The sequence below is a fragment of the Anaeromyxobacter dehalogenans 2CP-C genome, assembly GCF_000013385.1.
Lineage (GTDB): Bacteria > Myxococcota > Myxococcia > Myxococcales > Anaeromyxobacteraceae > Anaeromyxobacter > Anaeromyxobacter dehalogenans_B.
Window position 1 is genome coordinate 1,259,253 of sequence record NC_007760.1, and the last position, 15,511, is coordinate 1,274,763.

Sequence of the window (15,511 nt, forward strand, 5' to 3'; positions counted from 1 at the left end):
GCCCAGCTCCGTGGACTGGGTAGACGGGGACCAGGCTCGGATCCACCTCACGGTCCGAGATCCGGCCGCCTTCGGCGCCCTCACGCCGCGTTCAGCCGGTGCAGCACCTGCTTCAGCAGCTCGCGGTCGGGCTGCGCCCTCAGCGCGGACAGCGTCACCCGGCGCGCCTCGGCCACCTCGCCGAGCGCGGCCTCGGCGAGCGCGAGCACCGCGGCGGCGCGGCCGCCGTCGGGGGCGAGCGACAGCGCCTTTCGCGCCTGGCGGCGCGCCTCCTGGGCGCGCTCGCCGGGGGGGAGGGCGGGATCGTGCAGCGCGGCGAAGCCGAGCATGGCGAGGTACTCGGGCTCCCGCGGGTTCCGCTCCACCGCCTCGCGGAACGCCGCCAGCGCGTCGGAGATGCGCCGCGCCCGCAGCGCGCGCTCGCCGCGCTTCAGCGCGATCTCCGCCGCCACGTCGATCCCGGGGCGGCGCACGCCGGACAGCTCGTAGCGCAGCATCAGGAACGACAGGTACGCCTCGCGCTTCTCCGGGGTGGAGAGCACCTTGTACGCGGCGGTCACCTTGTCCTGCACCGCGGCGAGCAGGTCCTCGAGGTCGCCCACCTCGAACTGCGCGAACGCGTCCGGGTGGAAGCGCCCGGCGACCTCGCGGTAGGCGGCCTCGATCTCGGCGGGCCCGGCCGAGATGTCCACCCCGAGCGCGCGGAAGTAGCTGCCGGGCAGGATCTGCAGCGCCGCCTGGCGCACCGCCTCGGCCCGGTCGGCGGGCAGGGGGCGGCGGCGGGGCGGGCCGGGCGCCTTGCCGTACACCGCGTCGCCGGCCTCGGGCGCCTCGTGGAACGCGACCGCGCCCACCATCGACAGGAACCACAGGAGCGTGAGCGCGTCGCGCAGCTCGGTGCGCCGGGCCTCCAGCCAGTCGCGCATGCGCGTCCGGCCGTCGATCGACACGGCCAGGCGCAGGTCGGCGCTGGAGAGGCCGGCGGCGGGGAGGACCTGCTGGAAGTCGCCGGTCCGGACCGGGTACGCGTCGGTGACGGCGCGCAGCGCGTCGGAGAAGTGCCGCGCCGGGATGCCGCCGCGGGCGCCCTCGAGGATGGCGCGCAGCGGGAGCACCGGCGTGGCGTGGATCTCTCCGGCGAACTCGCCGCCGGCGTGGAAGCGCCAGCGGCCCTCGCGCGCGCCGACGGCCCGCGCCACCAGGGCCTCGAGGTGCGCGCGCAGCGCCGCCGAGAGCGGCTCGCCCGGCTCGAGCACGCCGGCGGCGACCAGCGCGGCGCCCGGGCTGAGCCCGCTCGCCATCCCCTCCACCGCCGCGCGCTGCGCCGCCGCGTCGATCCGCCCGGCGTCGCGCAGCCAGCGCAGCAGCGCGTCGGCGGGGTCGTCGGACTGGAGCGCCACCGGCGCGCCGCGCTGGAAGAAGATCCGCTGCGCCGGCCCGGCCGGCTCCTCCAGCACCAGCACCCCCTCCGCCGCCGAGCGCCAGATCTGGTGGAGCAGCCGGGCCACCACGCCCGGCCGCACCTCGCCGCGCGCCGCGGGCGCGCGCGACAGCACCAGCGCGGCCCCCCGCAGCCGGGCGCGCGCCGCCGCGGCGGCCTGCGCCACGAGCTGCTGGACCTTGTCCACCAGCTCGCGGCGGGTGGGGTCGGCCACGTACGCGTTCGGCTTCAGCGGGAGCACGGCGGCGAGCCCGCGCGCCTTGCCCAGGTGCTCCTTGTCCGCGACCACGAGCAGCGCGCGCGGATCCGCGGCGCGGAGCCGCTGCGCGAGCGGACCGGCCGGCCCCGCCGCGAGGTCCGCCGCGAGCACGACCGCGTCCGCCCGCTGCGCGGCGTACAGCTCGAACACCTGCTGGGGGTCCTCGGGGGCGACCGCCTCCAGCCCGGCGTCGGCGAGGCTCCGGGCGACGAATTCGCGCGTGGCCGGGTGTCCCTCGGCGACCAGGATGCGTGGCACGCGGCGATTGTACGTGCCTTCCCCGGCGAGACGAAGATCTCCGGGCGCACCGCGCGGGCCGGCGCGCGGGGATGCTAGACTCGACGGCCCCGCGCCATGAAGGATCTCCTCCACCCCCGCCATCGCGCCGCGCTCGACCGCTTCCTCGGCGAGGGGGCGCGCCGCCCGGTCCTGCTCGCCTTCGACTACGACGGCGTCCTCGCCCCCATCGTCAAGGATCCCGCCGGCGCCCGCATGCGCCCGGCCACCCGCGGGCTCCTGGCGCGGCTGGCCAGGCTGTACCCGGTGGCGGTGGTCTCGGGGCGCGCCTGGCGCGACACCCACCGGTTCGTGGGCGACGTCGTCCCGACGGTCGTGGGGAACCACGGCTTCGAGCTCGGGCACCCGGTCCCGGTCCCGGCCCGCGTGCTGCGGACCGTGCGCGGCTGGCGGCGGCAGCTCGAGGCGGCGCTGGACGGGGTCCCGGGGGTCCACTTCGAGGACAAGCGCTCCACGCTCGCGATCCACTACGGGCTGGGGCGGGCGTGGCGCCGCTCCGAGCAGGCCGTGTACGAGGCCGCCAACCAGCTCGCCGGCACCCGGCTCATCCCGGGCAAGAAGGTGCTGAACGTGCTCCCGCACGACTTCCCGTCCAAGGGCGACGCGGTCCGCGCGCTGCTCGCGCGCCTCGGCTGCGACGCGGCGCTCTACGCGGGCGACGACGTCACCGACGAGGACGCGTTCGCGGTGGGCGAGCCGCTCGTGTTCGGCGTGCACGTGGGGCGCGGGCGCACGCTCGCGCCCTGGTGCCTGCGCGCGCAGGAGGACGTGGACGCGCTGCTGGAGCGGCTGGTGGAGGCGCGCGCCGGGGCGCGGCCGCGGCGCCGGGCGGGGCTGGCGCGGTGAGCCGGCCGAAGCCACCCGGCGCCGGCGCCACCGGCGACCTGTTCGCGCGCGCCGCGGAGCGGGCCGCCGCCGAGCGGACCCAGGCGGAGCGCGCCGGCGCGGAGCGGTCCCCCACCGAGCGCGAGGAGGCCGAGCGCGCCGACGTCGAGCAGGCCCGCGCCGCGGTCGCCGCCGAGCGCGAGCGGGCCGCGGTGGAGCGCGCGCTGCCGCGCCCGTACACCGTCCGCGAGCTGACCCGCGCGCTGAAGAGCGCCGTCGAGCCGCGGTTCCGCGACGTGTGGGTGGCGGGCGAGGTGGCGAACCTGCGCCGGCAGGCGAGCGGGCACGTCTACTTCTCGCTGAAGGACGACGACGCGGTGATCGGCGCGGTGATGTGGGCCTCGCAGGCGCGCCGGCTGGCCTTCGCGCCGGCGGAGGGCCTGGAGGTACTGGCCCGCGGCTTCGTCGAGATCTACCCGCCGCACGGCAAGTACCAGCTCGTCGTGCAGGAGCTCGAGCCGCGCGGGGCCGGGGCGCAGGCGCTCCAGCTCCAGCAGCTCAAGGAGCGGCTCCAGGCCGACGGGCTGCTCGATCCGGCCCGCAAGCGCCCGCTGCCGTTCCTGCCCGCGCGCGTCGGCGTGGCCACCAGCCCCACCGGCGCGGCCCTCCGCGACTTCCTGCGCGTGCTCCACGCCCGCTTCCCCTCGGCGCCGGTGCTGATCGCGCCCTGCCGCGTGCAAGGCGAGGGCGCCGCGGCGACCGTGATCTCGGCGGTCCGCGCGCTGTGCCGCGCCGGGGTGGACGTCGTGGTGGTGACGCGCGGCGGCGGCTCGCAGGAGGACCTGGGGGCGTTCAACGACGAGCGGCTGGCGCGCGCCATCGCGGCCTGCCCGGTGCCGGTGGTCTCGGCGGTCGGACACGAGGTGGACGTCACCGTCGCCGACCTCGTCGCCGACGTGCGCGCCGCCACCCCCACCCACGCGGCGCAGCTGGTGGTGCCGGTGCGGGACGAGCTGCTCGAGCGGGTGGCCGCGCTCCGCGCGCGGCTGGCGCGGGCGGAGGCCGGCGCGGTGGAGGGGCGGCGCCGCACCCTGCGCGCGCTCCGGGCCGAGCTGGCCGACCCGAAGCACCTGCTGTCGCGCGAGCACCACCGGCTGGACGACCTCGCCCATCGGGCCGAGGCGGCGGTGCGCGGGCCGCGGCGCCGCGAGCGGGCGGCCCTGGACGCCCTGCGCGCCCGGCTGACCCGGCTCGAGCCGCGGGCACGGGTGCGCGCGCTCCGGGCACGCATGGAGTCGGCGACGCGCCGCCTGGGGGGCTGGCAGGCGGCCACCTTCCGGCGCGAGGCGATGCGGCTCGAGCGGCTGGGGGCGCGGCTCGAGCCGGCCAACGTCGCGAAGCTGCTGGCGCGCGGCTTCGCGCTGGCCCTGCGCGACGGGCACCTGCTCCTGCGCAGCACCGACGCGCAGGTGGGAGACGCGATCCGGGTGGCCCTCGCGGAGGGCTGGCTCGACGCTCGCATCACGGGCCAGGATGCCGGCGAGGACCCGCTGCCGGGCCGGGCGGCGCCCGCGGGGGAACCCGAACGGCCCGGCCACGGCGGGGAGGCCGTTGACCCCCCTTTGCGGCGTCGTTAAGTAAGGAAATCACGGAGGAAGCGTGAGCGAGGCGAGCGAGGGTCGAGCGGAGACCGAGGCGGCGGGAGCCGCGGAGCCTTACGATGCCCTCGTGGCGCGCCTGGAGCGCGTCGTCGGCGAGCTGGAGTCCGGGCAGCTCACGCTGGAGCAGTCCATCGAGCGGTTCGCGGAGGGTGTACGGCTGGCGAAGGAGGCGTCGCGGAAGCTGGACGACGCCGAGCGCCGGGTGGAGCTCCTCGTGCGCGGCGCGGACGGGGACGACGAGGCGGTTCCGTTCGAGCCAGAGGGCGGCCGGGGCCCGTGAGCCGATGACGGGCGAGCCACGCATGCGCAAGCCGAAGGTCATCATCGTCGACGACGACCGCGACACGCGCGAGATGCTGACGCTCGCGCTGGAGCTGGAGGGGTTCGACGTGGGCCAGGCGGCGAACGGCCTGCGGCTCATCTCCGCCATGCACGTGGACCGGCCGGACGTGATCCTGCTCGACGTCATGATGTCGTGGATCGACGGCTTCGAGCTGTGCCGCGCCATCAAGAAGAACCCGACCTTCGGGGACATCCCGGTGATCTTCATCTCGGCGCGCAAGAGCGCCGACGACGAGCGCGCCGGCATCGAGGCCGGGGCGGTGGACTACTTCCCGAAGCCCCTCGACATGGACCGGCTGGTGGCCCGGATCCGCGAGATCCTCGACCAGCGCGCCGGCGCGGTTCCGACCCCGGCCTAGGCCACCCCGCCGCGCCCCCGGCCAGCGTCGCCGGCGGGCGCTCCGGCCGCGCCGCTTGTGCTAAAAGGTCCGTCACCTTGACGACCCCGTTCCCGATCGAGGCGTACCTGCGCAGCGTGGCGGAGCGCGTCGAGCCGCGCCTCGCCGCGCTGGCCGACGCGCGCGCGCCGGGCGGCCCGTCGCGGCTGGTGGAGGCGACGCGCTACGCGCTGCTCGGCGGCGGCAAGCGCATGCGCCCGGCGCTGGTGCTCGCCGCCTGCGAGGCCCACGGCGGCGACGCGTCCGACGCCTCGCTGGCCATGCGCTTCGCGGTGGCGCTCGAGGCCATCCACACCTACTCGCTCGTGCACGACGACCTGCCGGCCATGGACGACGACGACCTGCGCCGCGGCCGGCCCACCGTGCACCGGGCGTTCGACGAGGCGACCGCGGTGCTGGTGGGGGACGGGCTGCAGTCGCTCGCGTTCGCGCACCTCCTCGCCTCGCCCGATCCCGCGGCCGCGCCGCTCGCCCGGCTGCTCGCCGAGAACGCGCAGCTCATGGTCGAGGGCCAGGCCCGCGACATGGCCGGCGAGCACGCGCGGCTGGGCGAGGCCGAGGTCATGGAGCTGATGCGCACCAAGACCGGCGCGCTGCTCGCGGCCGCGGTGGCCGGCGGCGCGCGCTGCGCCGGGGCGTCCGCCGAGGCGGTCTACCCGGTGGGGCTGAAGCTCGGGCTCGCGTTCCAGATCGCCGACGACCTGCTCGACCTCACCGCCGACGCGGCCACGCTGGGCAAGCGCGCCGGCAAGGACGCCGCCGCCGGGAAGTCCACGCTGCACGCGGTGGTCGGGGTGGACGAGGCTCGCCGCCGCGCCGAGGCGCTGCTCGCCGAGGCGCTCGCCGCCCTCGAGCCGCTCGGGCCGCGCGGCGAGGCGCTCCGCGCGCTGGCGCGGTTCGTCCTCGCCCGCAAGAAGTGACGGAAGGAAGGAGACCCCATGGGCCGCCTGCTGGACACGATCGACTCGCCCGCCGACCTCAAGAAGGTGCCGGTCGAGCAGCTCCCCGCGCTCTGCCAGGAGATCCGCGAGCTGATCATCCAGACCTGCGCCCGGAACGGCGGCCACCTCGGCTCGTCGCTCGGCGCGGTGGAGATCAACGTCGCGCTGCACCACGTCTTCGCCTCGCCGCAGGACAAGCTGGTCTGGGACGTGGGCCACCAGGCGTACGCGCACAAGCTGCTCACCGGCCGGCGCGACGCGTTCCGCACCATCCGGACCGAGGGCGGCCTGGCGGGCTTCCCCGAGCGGCACGAGTCCGCGCACGACGCGTTCGGCGTGGGCCACGCGTCCACCGCCATCAGCGCCGCGCTCGGCATGATCGAGGCGAAGCGCGTCACCGGCGAGCCGGGCAAGGTGGTGGCGGTGGTGGGCGACGGCGCCATGACCGGCGGCGTGGCGTTCGAGGGCCTGAACCAGGCCGGCTACCTCGGGCGCAACCTGCTGGTCGTGCTGAACGACAACGAGATGTCGATCTCGCCCAACGTGGGCGCGCTCTCGGAGTGGTTCTCGAAGAAGTTCGCCTCGCGCACGTACAACCGCTGGCGCCGCCAGGTGAAGGAGTTCCTGGAGAGCGTGCCCAAGGGCCCGGAGGCGATCGGGATCATCCGCCACGGCATCAACGCCACCAAGGCGCTCGTCACCCCCGGCATCCTGTTCGAGGGGCTCGGCTTCCACTACGTCGGCCCGGTGGACGGGCACGACGTGAAGGGCCTGGTGGAGACGTTCCAGAAGCTCGCCGTGTTCGACGGCCCGGTGCTGCTGCACGCCATCACCACCAAGGGCAAGGGCTACCACCCGGCCGAGTCGGACAAGGCCACCCGCGGCCACGGCCTGTCCTTCTTCGACGTCGCCACCGGGAAGCCGGTGAAGAAGTCGCCCGGGGCGAAGGCCTACACCGACCTGTTCGCCGAGGCGCTCTGCGAGGAGATGGAGCACGACCCGCGCGTCGTGGCCATCACCGCGGCGATGCTGGAGGGCACCGGGCTCATCAAGGCGAAGCAGCGCTTCCCGGATCGCACCTACGACGTGGGCATCGCCGAGCAGCACGCGGTCACCTTCGCGGCGGGGCTCGCCTGCGAGGGGATCCGGCCGGTGGTGGCCATCTACTCGACGTTCCTGCAGCGCGCCTACGACCAGATCATCCACGACGTGGCGCTCCAGAAGCTGCCTGTGACGTTCGCGCTCGACCGCGGCGGCCTGGTCGGCGCCGACGGCAAGACGCACCAGGGCGCGTTCGACCTCGCGTACCTGCGCTGCGTCCCGGGCCTGGTGCTCATGGCCCCCTCGGACGAGAACGAGCTGCGCCACATGCTGCACACCTCGCTGCAGCACGACGGCCCGGCGGCGCTCCGCTACCCGCGCGGCGCCGGCGAGGGCGTGCCGCTCGAGCCCGCGCGCGTCCTGGAGATCGGCAAGGGGCGGCTGGTGCGGAACGTGCCGGGCAAGCCCGACGTGTGCGTGGTCGCGGCCGGCACCACGCTGAAGGCCGCGCTCGCGGCCGCCGAGGCGCTCGCCGCCGAGGGCGTCGCGGTCACGGTGGTGGACCCGCGCTTCGTGAAGCCGCTCGACGAGGCGCTGATCTGCGCCGAGGCCGCCCGCGCGAAGCGGGTGGTCACGGTGGAGGAGGGCTGCCTCGCCGGCGGGTTCGGCACCGCCTGCCTGGAGGCGTTCGAGCGCCACGGGCTGCTCGAGGCCGGCCTGGGCGTGCGGCGCCTCGGCATCCCCGACGAGTTCATCACCCACGCCGAGCAGGCGAAGCAGCGCGCCTGGGTCGGCATCGACGCCGAGGCGATCGCCGCGGCCTGCCGCGCCCTGGTGGGCGATCGCAAGGCGCGCGGGGTGGCGTAGGCGGTGAGCGCGTTGCCAGCGCCGGTCGCAGTCCTCGACCGCGCGCCGTCAGGCGCGCCCGCGGGGACCTCGCGCGCACCCGCGGAAGCGGGCGCACGAGGTCACGGGCCCCGCGCAGCAGGGTGGGGCCCCGCGGAGCTCCGCTCCGTGGGGCGGGGCGCAGCCCCGTGAAAAGGGAACGGATCGACGTCCTGCTCGTCGCCCGCGGGCTGGCCGAGTCGCGCACGCGCGCGCAGGCGCTCGTGATGGCCGGCGCCGTCGTGGTCGGCGAGGCGCGGGTGGACAAGCCGGGGCAGCTGGTGGACCCGGAGGCGCCCATCCGGCTGAAGGACGGGGCCGCGCCGCAGCGCTACGTGTCGCGCGGCGCGCTCAAGCTGGAGAAGGCGCTCGACGCGTTCCCGGTGGACCCGCGCGGCCGGACCTGCGCCGACCTGGGCGCCTCCACCGGCGGCTTCACCGACCTGCTCCTCCAGCGCGGCGCCGCGAAGGTGTACGCCGTGGACGTGGGCTACGGGCAGCTCCACCCGCGGCTGCGCGCCGACGCGCGCGTGGTGGTGCGCGAGCGCGAGAACGCCCGGCAGCTCACGGCCGAGACGCTGGGCGAGCGCGTCGAGCTGGTGGTCGGGGACCTGTCCTTCATCTCGCTGCGCCTCATCCTCCCGGCCGTGAAGGCGATCCTCCGTCCGGGCGGCCAGGCGGTGCTGCTCGTGAAGCCGCAGTTCGAGGTGGGGAAGGGCGAGGTGGGGAAGGGCGGCGTGGTGCGCGACGACGGCAAGCGGCGCGCGGCGCTGGACGGGATCGCCGCGGCCGCGGTCGAGCTCGGGTTCGAGGTCATGGGCCACGCCGAGTCGCCCATCGAGGGGCCCGCGGGCAACCGCGAGTGGCTGCTGGCGCTGCGCCTCCCGTGATCGGCCCCGCCGCCTCGGCGGGGCTGCGCGCCGGCGCGCGACGCTCCGCCGGGGCCTTGCACGAGCGGCCTGCCGCGCAGGCGTTCCGGCGCCGCCCAGGCCCCGTCGCGCCTTGACGCTTCGCGTTCCTTCTGCTACCTACACGCCGACATTTTCGCGCCCGGGTTCCGCCGGGTTCCGAAAGTGGGCCGCGGTCGCCCACTTTTTCTTTTTTCAGGGGTCCATGACGGGCATCGGAGAACAGTCCATCGCGGAGCAGGTGCGGAGCCTGCTCGAGCCGGTGCTGGAGCGCGACGGCTACGAGCTCGTCGAGGTGGAGTGGGCGCGGCTCGCCGGCCGGTGGACGCTCCGGGTGTTCATCGACAAGGCCGGCGGCGTCGGCATCGACGACTGCCAGGCCGTCTCGAAGACGGTGGAGCCGATCCTCGACGTGGCGGACTTCATCGAGCCGGCCTACGACCTCGAGGTCTCCTCGCCCGGGCTCGACCGCCCCCTGCGCAAGCCCAGGGACTTCGACCGCTACGCGGGGCAGCGCGTGCACGTGAAGGCGTACGGGCCCGTCGCCGGGACCGCGCCCGGCTCGCCCGCCCGCAAGCACTGGACCGGCGTGCTGAAGGGCTTCCGCGACGGCGCCGTCGAGCTCGACGTGGACGGCGCGCTGCACCGCGTCCCGCACGACCAGATCGCGAAGGCCAACCTCGAGTACGACGTCGAGGGCGACCTCCGAAGGAAGGACTGATCCATGCAGCAGAACGTCAACCTGAACCTCATCCTCGACCAGGTCGCCAAGGACAAGGGGATCGATCGCGCCAAGCTGATCGAGATCCTCGAGGAGGCCATCGGCAGCGCGGCCAAGCGCCACTTCGGCCTCGAGCGCAACCTCAAGGCGCGCTACGACGAGGAGAAGGGGCAGGTGGATCTGTTCCAGGTCCTCACCATCGTGCCGGATCCCACCGAGGAGGCGCCGCTCGCCGATCCGGTGAACATGGTCCCGGTCGCGGTGGCGCACGAGAAGGGCATCGACGTGGAGCCGGGCGACGAGCTCGACTTCCCCATCTACTACCGCGCCGAGGACGAGGCCGAGGCCCGCGCGCAGGACGAGCAGTGGGGCGACCTGCTCAAGCTGAAGACCTACCGCCGGTCGTTCGGCCGCATCGCCGCGCAGACCGCGAAGCAGGTGATGATCCAGGGCACCCGCAACGCCGAGCGCGAGAACGTCTTCAACGAGTACAAGGACCGCAAGGGCGAGGTCATCACCGGCATCGTCCGCCGCTTCGAGCGCGGCAACGTCATCGTGGACCTGGGCCGCGCCGAGGCGGTGCTGCCGGTGCGCGAGCAGGTGCCGCGCGAGAGCTACCGCGCCGGCGACCGCATCCAGGCGTTCGTGATGGACGTGCTGCGCGAGTCGAAGGGGCCGCAGATCATCCTGTCCCGCGCCTCGGTCGAGCTGCTGAAGAAGCTGTTCGAGATGGAGGTCCCGGAGATCGCCGAGGGCGTGGTGGTGATCGAGGCCGCCGCCCGCGAGCCGGGCGGCCGCGCCAAGATCGCGGTCAGCTCGCGCGACTCCGACGTGGACCCGGTGGGCGCCTGCGTCGGCATGAAGGGCAGCCGCGTGCAGGCGGTGGTCCAGGAGCTTCGCGGCGAGAAGATCGACATCGTCCCCTGGGACGAGGATCCGGCCCGCTTCGTGTGCAACGCGCTGGCGCCGGCCGAGGTCTCCCGCGTGCTGCTCGACGAGCAGAACCGCGCCATGGAGATCATCGTCCCCGACGACCAGCTCTCGCTCGCGATCGGCCGCCGCGGCCAGAACGTGCGGCTCGCCTCCCAGGTGACCGGCTGGAAGCTCGACATCAACTCCGAGTCGCGCGTGAAGGAGATGCGCGAGTTCGCGACCGAGAGCTTCGGCGCCATCGGCATCCCCGAGCAGACGCAGGAGATGCTGTACGCGCACGGGTTCCGGAAGTCGCAGGACGTCGCGAACGCCGCGCCCGAGATGCTCACGCAGTTCCCCGGCTTCACCATGGACATGATCCCCGACCTGCAGAAGCGGGCCCGGGAGCAGTCCATCGAGGACGCCGAGAAGGAGATGCGGCTGGAGCAGGAGCGCGAGGCTGCCCGCATCGCCGAGGCGCGCCGCCACCCCGACACGCTCACGCAGGAGGAGCGCTTCGCGCGCGTCCGCGGGGTGGGCGAGAAGACCATCGAGCAGATGAAGCTGGCCGGCTACCCCACCGTCGAGACGGTGCACAACGAGGCGGACGTGAACCGCTTCGCGGACTCCACCGGCCTCGGCATCAAGAAGGCCCGCCAGATCAAGCACGCCGTGGGCGTGTACCTGGAGGAGGAGGCCAAGCTCCGCGCCGAGCTCGACGCGGAGAAGGCCCGGCAGTCCGGCGCGGAGGGCGCGGGCGCTTGACCGAGCCCGTCCGCACCTGCATCGGCTGCGGCGCGAAGGCGCCCCAGCGCGAGCTGGTACGGCTCAAGGTGATGGGAGATCGCGTGACGGTGGATCGCGAGAAGCGCGGCGGACGGGGAGCCTGGCTCCACGCCGCTCCTCCCTGCCTCGAGCGGGCGGCGAAGCGGCGCGCGTTCGCCCGGGCCCTCAGGGCCGAGTGCGTCCGCGCGGACGCCGAGACGCTCCGGGTCGAGTTGACGGGAAGTGCCCGTAAGGATTAGGAGTCTACGCAATGTCCAAGAAGCGGGTCCACGAGCTCGGGAAGCAGCTGAAGGAGCAGGGCATCGAGCTCTCCAACCAGGAGCTCGTCGAGAAGCTCCATGCGCTCGGTTACCTCGAAGTGAAGAGTCACTCCTCGTCCCTCGAGGACGATCAGGCCCACGCGGCCTACGAGAAGATCCTGGCCGAGCGGAAGCCGAAGCCCGCGCCGGCGCGTCCATCGGGCCCCGGCTTCGTGGTGCGCAAGCGCGCCCACGTCGAGCCGCCCACCGTCACCGCGCCCGCGGCGCCGCCGTCGCCCGAGCCGGAGTACGCGGAGCCGCAGTACGCGGAGCCGCAGGCGGAGCAGGCCTACGAGCCCGAGCCGCAGGCCGCGCAGCCCGAGGCCGGCGCCGAGCCGGCCGCCGCCCCGGAGCCGCCGGCGGAGGCCGCGCCGCTCGCCGCCCAGGCCGCGCCGTCGCCGGGCGCCGAGGCCGCGGCGCCCGCCGCGCCGCAGGCGCAGCCCGCCCAGCCGGCCGCGCCCGCCGCGCCGCCCGCGCCCACCGCGCAGCCGTCCGCGCCGCCGCCGGCCGCCGCGCAGCCCAGGCCGCCGCAGCCGTCCGCGCCGTCGCGCCCGCCGCCCCCCGGCTACCGGCCGGCACCGCCGCCCGGCGCGCGCCCGCCCGTCTCCGCCGCCCCGGGGGCGCCCGGTCAGCCCGGCGCCGCCGGCCAGCCGCCGCGTCCGCCGGTGGACCCGCGCACGCTCCGCCCCACCTCCACGCAGGCCGTCGTCATCTCGCGGCCGCTCGTGCCGGTGCGCCGCGTGACGCCGCCCACCTCCGCGCGCCAGCAGTTCCCGGTCGCCCCGGGCCCCCGCGCGCTCGGCGAGGTCCGCGAGCTCAAGGTGGTCCCCGGCTCGCTCGGCCGCGAGCGCGAGTTCATCGACGTCTCGCGCGACAAGCGCCGCGGCCGCCAGCCCGGCCGGCCCATCTCCGAGGAGCAGGCCAAGAGCCTGAGCGGCAAGGAGCTGCTCCAGGCCGCCATCAGCGATCGCGCCTACATCCCGATCCGCGGCAAGAAGAAGAAGCCGACCAAGAAGGGAGCCAAGACGCAGATCACCGAGAAGGCCGAGCACAAGAAGGTCATCCGCATCGAGGAGTCGATCTCGGTCTCCGAGCTCTCCCAGGTGATGGGCGTGAAGGCGTCCGACCTCATCCGCAAGCTGATGCAGATGGGGAAGATGGTCACCATCAACGCGCAGATCGACGCCGACACCGCCGCGACCCTGGCGCTCGAGCACGGCTACACCGTCGAGAAGAAGGGCTTCGAGGTCGAGGAGTTCATCCCCGAGGTCGAGGTGGACGAGTCGAAGCTCGTCATCCGGCCGCCGGTGGTGACGGTGATGGGCCACGTGGACCACGGCAAGACGTCGCTGCTCGACGCCATCCGCCAGGCCGACGTGGCCGCCGGCGAGGCCGGCGGGATCACCCAGCACATCGGCGCCTACTCGGTGAACACGCCGCAGGGCCCGATCACCTTCCTCGACACCCCCGGCCACGAGGCCTTCACCGCGATGCGCCAGCGCGGCGCGCAGGTGACCGACCTGGTGGTGCTGGTGGTGGCCGCGGACGACGGCGTGATGCCGCAGACGGTCGAGTCCATCAAGGCGGCCAAGGCGGCCGGGGTCACCATCCTGGTGGCCATCAACAAGGTGGACAAGCCGCAGGCCGCGCCCGAGCGCGTCATGCAGCAGCTCACCGAGTACGAGCTGGTCGCCGAGCAGTGGGGCGGCACGACCATCATGCTGCCGGTCTCGGCCCGCACGAAGCAGGGCATCCCCGAGCTGCTCGAGTACATCGCGCTGCAGTCCGAGGTGCTCGAGCTCAAGGCGAACCCGGACAAGCTCGCCGCCGGCCGCGTCATCGAGGCCAAGCTGGAGAAGGGCCGCGGCCCGGTCGCCACCGTGCTGGTCGAGGAGGGCACCCTCCGCGTCGGCGACGCGCTCGTCACCGGCGTCCACTTCGGCCGCGTCCGCGCCATGATGAACGAGCGCGGCGAGCAGGTGGACAACGTCGGCCCGGGCTATCCGGTCGAGGTGCTCGGCCTCTCCGGCGTGCCGGTCGCGGGCGACGAGTTCGACGTGGTCGAGGACGAGAAGGCGGCCAAGGAGGTCGCCCAGCACCGCGCCACCAAGCAGCGGCAGAAGGAGCTGGGCGGCGTCAAGAAGGCCACGCTCGAGGACCTGTTCGCGAAGGCCAAGACCTCCGCCCAGAAGGTGCTCAACCTGGTGGTCAAGGCGGACGTGCAGGGCTCCTCCGAGGCCGTCAGCCAGGCGCTGGAGAAGGCCGCCACCAAGAAGGTGGGCGTCAAGATCCTCGAGTCCGCGGTGGGCGCGATCACCAAGTCCGACGTGCTGACCGCGGCCGCCGGCAACGCGGTGATCGTGGGCTTCAACACCAAGCCCGAGACCGAGATCGAGAACATCGCCAGCCAGCAGGGCGTGAAGATCCTCATGTTCGGGATCATCTACGAGGCGGTGGACCGGATCCGCGAGGAGATGGCCGGCCTGCTCGAGCCGATCATCAAGGAGAAGCCGCTCGGCAAGGCCGAGGTCCGCCAGGTCTTCAACATCCCGCGCGTGGGCCAGATCGCCGGCTCGGCGGTCACCGAGGGCGTGGTGAAGCGCGCCGGCCACGTCCGCGTGGTCCGCGACCGCAAGGTGGTCTTCACCGGGAAGATCGGCTCGCTGAAGCGCGTGAAGGACGACGTCCGCGAGGTCGCGCAGGGCTTCGAGTGCGGCATCGGCGTGGACGGCTTCTCCGACGTGAAGCAGGGCGACGTCCTCGAGGTCTACGAGCTCGAGGAGATCCGCCAGTCGCTCGACTAGGCCGTCGCGGGGCGGAGCCTCCGGGCGCCGCCCCGCGCCACCTCGCCGGGACCACCGGCCCCAGCGGCCGCGCGCCCCGGCCCCCCGCGCCCGGGCCAGGGCACGCGCCGGAGGCGGCATGTTCGTCGGAGTCCTCAGGCTGACGCTGCACCTCCCGGAGCCCGGCTCGCTCAAGTCGAAGCGGCACCTGATCCGCTCCGCGCTGGACCGGGTGCGCGCGAAGTTCAACGTGTCGATCTCGGAGGTCGCCGAGAACGACCTGTGGCAGCGGAGCGTGGTGGGCGTGGCCGCGGTCGGGAACGAGCACGCCTTCGTGAACGAGGTGCTCGACAAGGTGGCCGACTTCGTCGGCTCGATGCACGGCGGGCAGATCCTGGTCACCGCGCGCGACATCGAGATCGTCCCGTACGGCGACGGCATCGGCGAGGGCACCACGCGCACGCTGGCGGAGGCCGAGGGCGCGCCGTCGTGGGGCGACGAGGGCGCCCGCGAGCAGGAGCCGCGCTTCCCGAGGCCGAGGCCGCGGCCGCGCGACGAGGACGAGCACCAGGACGAGGGAGACGACGAGCCGTGACCACCCACAACCGCCCCGCCCGCGTGGCCGAGGAGTTCCGGCACGAGCTCTCCGCGCTGCTGGCGCGCGGCCTGAAGGACCCGCGCATCACCGGGTTCGTGACCGTGACCGGGTCGAAGATGTCGCCCGACCTGAAGGAGGCCACGGTGTACGTGTCCATCCACGGCGACGAGCGCGTGCGCAAGGACACGTTCGCCGGCCTGCAGGCGGCCGCCGGCTTCCTGCAGCGCGAGGTGTCGCGGGCGCTGCGGCTGCGCAACACCCCGCACCTGCGCTTCGTCTACGATGAGTCGGTGGCGCGCGGCGACCGCATCGAGCGGCTGCTGCGCGAGGCGCGCACGCAGGGGCAGGAGCCGGCCGCGGACGTCGAGCCGGCCCCGGGGGCGGCGCCGGACGACGAGGCCGAGGAGTAGCCGC

Annotated in this window: 14 protein-coding genes; 13 read left to right on the forward strand and 1 reads right to left on the reverse strand. The window is 74.5% G+C overall.

Annotated features, from left to right (window positions below; genetic code table 11):
* Positions 1 to 80: 80 nt before the first annotated feature.
* Complete coding sequence (locus tag ADEH_RS05600; RefSeq protein WP_041453346.1) at positions 81 to 1,958, reverse strand: DnaJ domain-containing protein; 1,878 nt, start codon at positions 1,956 to 1,958, stop codon at positions 81 to 83.
* Between the two features lie 96 nt (positions 1,959 to 2,054).
* On the opposite strand from ADEH_RS05600, the gene otsB reads away from it, so the two are divergent.
* From otsB to rbfA, 13 genes are all read left to right on the forward strand, one after another.
* Positions 2,055 to 2,843: a trehalose-phosphatase gene (gene otsB / locus ADEH_RS05605; protein ID WP_011420150.1), complete on the forward strand. Its 789-nt coding sequence runs from the start codon at positions 2,055 to 2,057 to the stop codon at positions 2,841 to 2,843.
* A complete protein-coding gene (xseA, locus tag ADEH_RS05610; protein ID WP_041453347.1) occupies positions 2,840 to 4,459 on the forward strand; it encodes an exodeoxyribonuclease VII large subunit in 1,620 nt (539 codons plus the stop codon). Before otsB ends, xseA begins: the two co-directional genes overlap by 4 nt.
* A gap of 22 nt (positions 4,460 to 4,481) precedes the next feature.
* On the forward strand, positions 4,482 to 4,763 hold the full coding sequence (gene xseB, locus ADEH_RS05615; RefSeq protein ID WP_011420152.1) for an exodeoxyribonuclease VII small subunit: 282 nt from the start codon (positions 4,482 to 4,484) through the stop codon (positions 4,761 to 4,763).
* A gap of 22 nt (positions 4,764 to 4,785) precedes the next feature.
* Positions 4,786 to 5,184, forward strand: a complete 399-nt coding sequence (locus tag ADEH_RS05620; RefSeq protein ID WP_012525214.1) for a response regulator transcription factor — start codon at positions 4,786 to 4,788, stop codon at positions 5,182 to 5,184.
* A gap of 77 nt (positions 5,185 to 5,261) precedes the next feature.
* Positions 5,262 to 6,143, forward strand: coding sequence for a polyprenyl synthetase family protein (locus ADEH_RS05625; RefSeq protein WP_011420154.1), 882 nt, complete (start codon positions 5,262 to 5,264; stop codon positions 6,141 to 6,143).
* A gap of 18 nt (positions 6,144 to 6,161) precedes the next feature.
* Complete coding sequence (dxs, locus tag ADEH_RS05630) at positions 6,162 to 8,072, forward strand: 1-deoxy-D-xylulose-5-phosphate synthase (RefSeq protein WP_011420155.1); 1,911 nt, start codon at positions 6,162 to 6,164, stop codon at positions 8,070 to 8,072.
* A 167-nt stretch (positions 8,073 to 8,239) separates the two neighbouring features.
* A complete protein-coding gene (locus tag ADEH_RS05635; protein WP_011420156.1) occupies positions 8,240 to 8,980 on the forward strand; it encodes a TlyA family RNA methyltransferase in 741 nt (246 codons plus the stop codon).
* Positions 8,981 to 9,203: 223 nt separating this feature from the next.
* Positions 9,204 to 9,719: a ribosome maturation factor RimP gene (gene rimP / locus ADEH_RS05640; protein WP_011420157.1), complete on the forward strand. Its 516-nt coding sequence runs from the start codon at positions 9,204 to 9,206 to the stop codon at positions 9,717 to 9,719.
* A 3-nt stretch (positions 9,720 to 9,722) separates the two neighbouring features.
* Positions 9,723 to 11,396 (forward strand): transcription termination factor NusA, encoded by a 1,674-nt coding sequence (gene nusA / locus ADEH_RS05645; RefSeq protein ID WP_011420158.1) that lies wholly within the window; start codon positions 9,723 to 9,725, stop codon positions 11,394 to 11,396.
* Positions 11,393 to 11,656 carry a YlxR family protein gene (locus ADEH_RS05650; RefSeq protein ID WP_011420159.1) on the forward strand — a complete coding sequence of 88 codons (264 nt, stop codon included), beginning with the start codon at positions 11,393 to 11,395 and terminating at the stop codon, positions 11,654 to 11,656. Before nusA ends, ADEH_RS05650 begins: the two co-directional genes overlap by 4 nt.
* Before the next feature lie 11 nt (positions 11,657 to 11,667).
* Positions 11,668 to 14,520: a translation initiation factor IF-2 gene (gene infB, locus ADEH_RS05655; protein ID WP_011420160.1), complete on the forward strand. Its 2,853-nt coding sequence runs from the start codon at positions 11,668 to 11,670 to the stop codon at positions 14,518 to 14,520.
* Positions 14,521 to 14,638: 118 nt separating this feature from the next.
* Entirely contained in the window at positions 14,639 to 15,094 is a 456-nt protein-coding gene (locus ADEH_RS05660) for a DUF503 domain-containing protein (protein WP_011420161.1), read from the forward strand.
* Positions 15,091 to 15,507 carry a 30S ribosome-binding factor RbfA gene (rbfA, locus tag ADEH_RS05665; protein ID WP_011420162.1) on the forward strand — a complete coding sequence of 139 codons (417 nt, stop codon included), beginning with the start codon at positions 15,091 to 15,093 and terminating at the stop codon, positions 15,505 to 15,507. The genes ADEH_RS05660 and rbfA overlap by 4 nt, the downstream gene beginning before the upstream one ends.
* Positions 15,508 to 15,511: the final 4 nt, after the last annotated feature.

Bases quoted from the DNA above. Each gene is read 5' to 3' on its own strand.
- otsB (WP_011420150.1), top strand. From the start codon at position 2,055: ATGAAGGATCTCCTCCACCCCCGCCATCGCGCCGCGCTCGACCGCTTC.
- ADEH_RS05620 (WP_012525214.1), top strand. From the start codon at position 4,786: ATGCGCAAGCCGAAGGTCATCATCGTCGACGACGACCGCGACACGCGC.
- dxs (WP_011420155.1), top strand. From the start codon at position 6,162: ATGGGCCGCCTGCTGGACACGATCGACTCGCCCGCCGACCTCAAGAAG.
- rimP (WP_011420157.1), top strand. From the start codon at position 9,204: ATGACGGGCATCGGAGAACAGTCCATCGCGGAGCAGGTGCGGAGCCTG.
- nusA (WP_011420158.1), top strand. From the start codon at position 9,723: ATGCAGCAGAACGTCAACCTGAACCTCATCCTCGACCAGGTCGCCAAG.
- infB (WP_011420160.1), top strand. From the start codon at position 11,668: ATGTCCAAGAAGCGGGTCCACGAGCTCGGGAAGCAGCTGAAGGAGCAG.
- ADEH_RS05660 (WP_011420161.1), top strand. From the start codon at position 14,639: ATGTTCGTCGGAGTCCTCAGGCTGACGCTGCACCTCCCGGAGCCCGGC.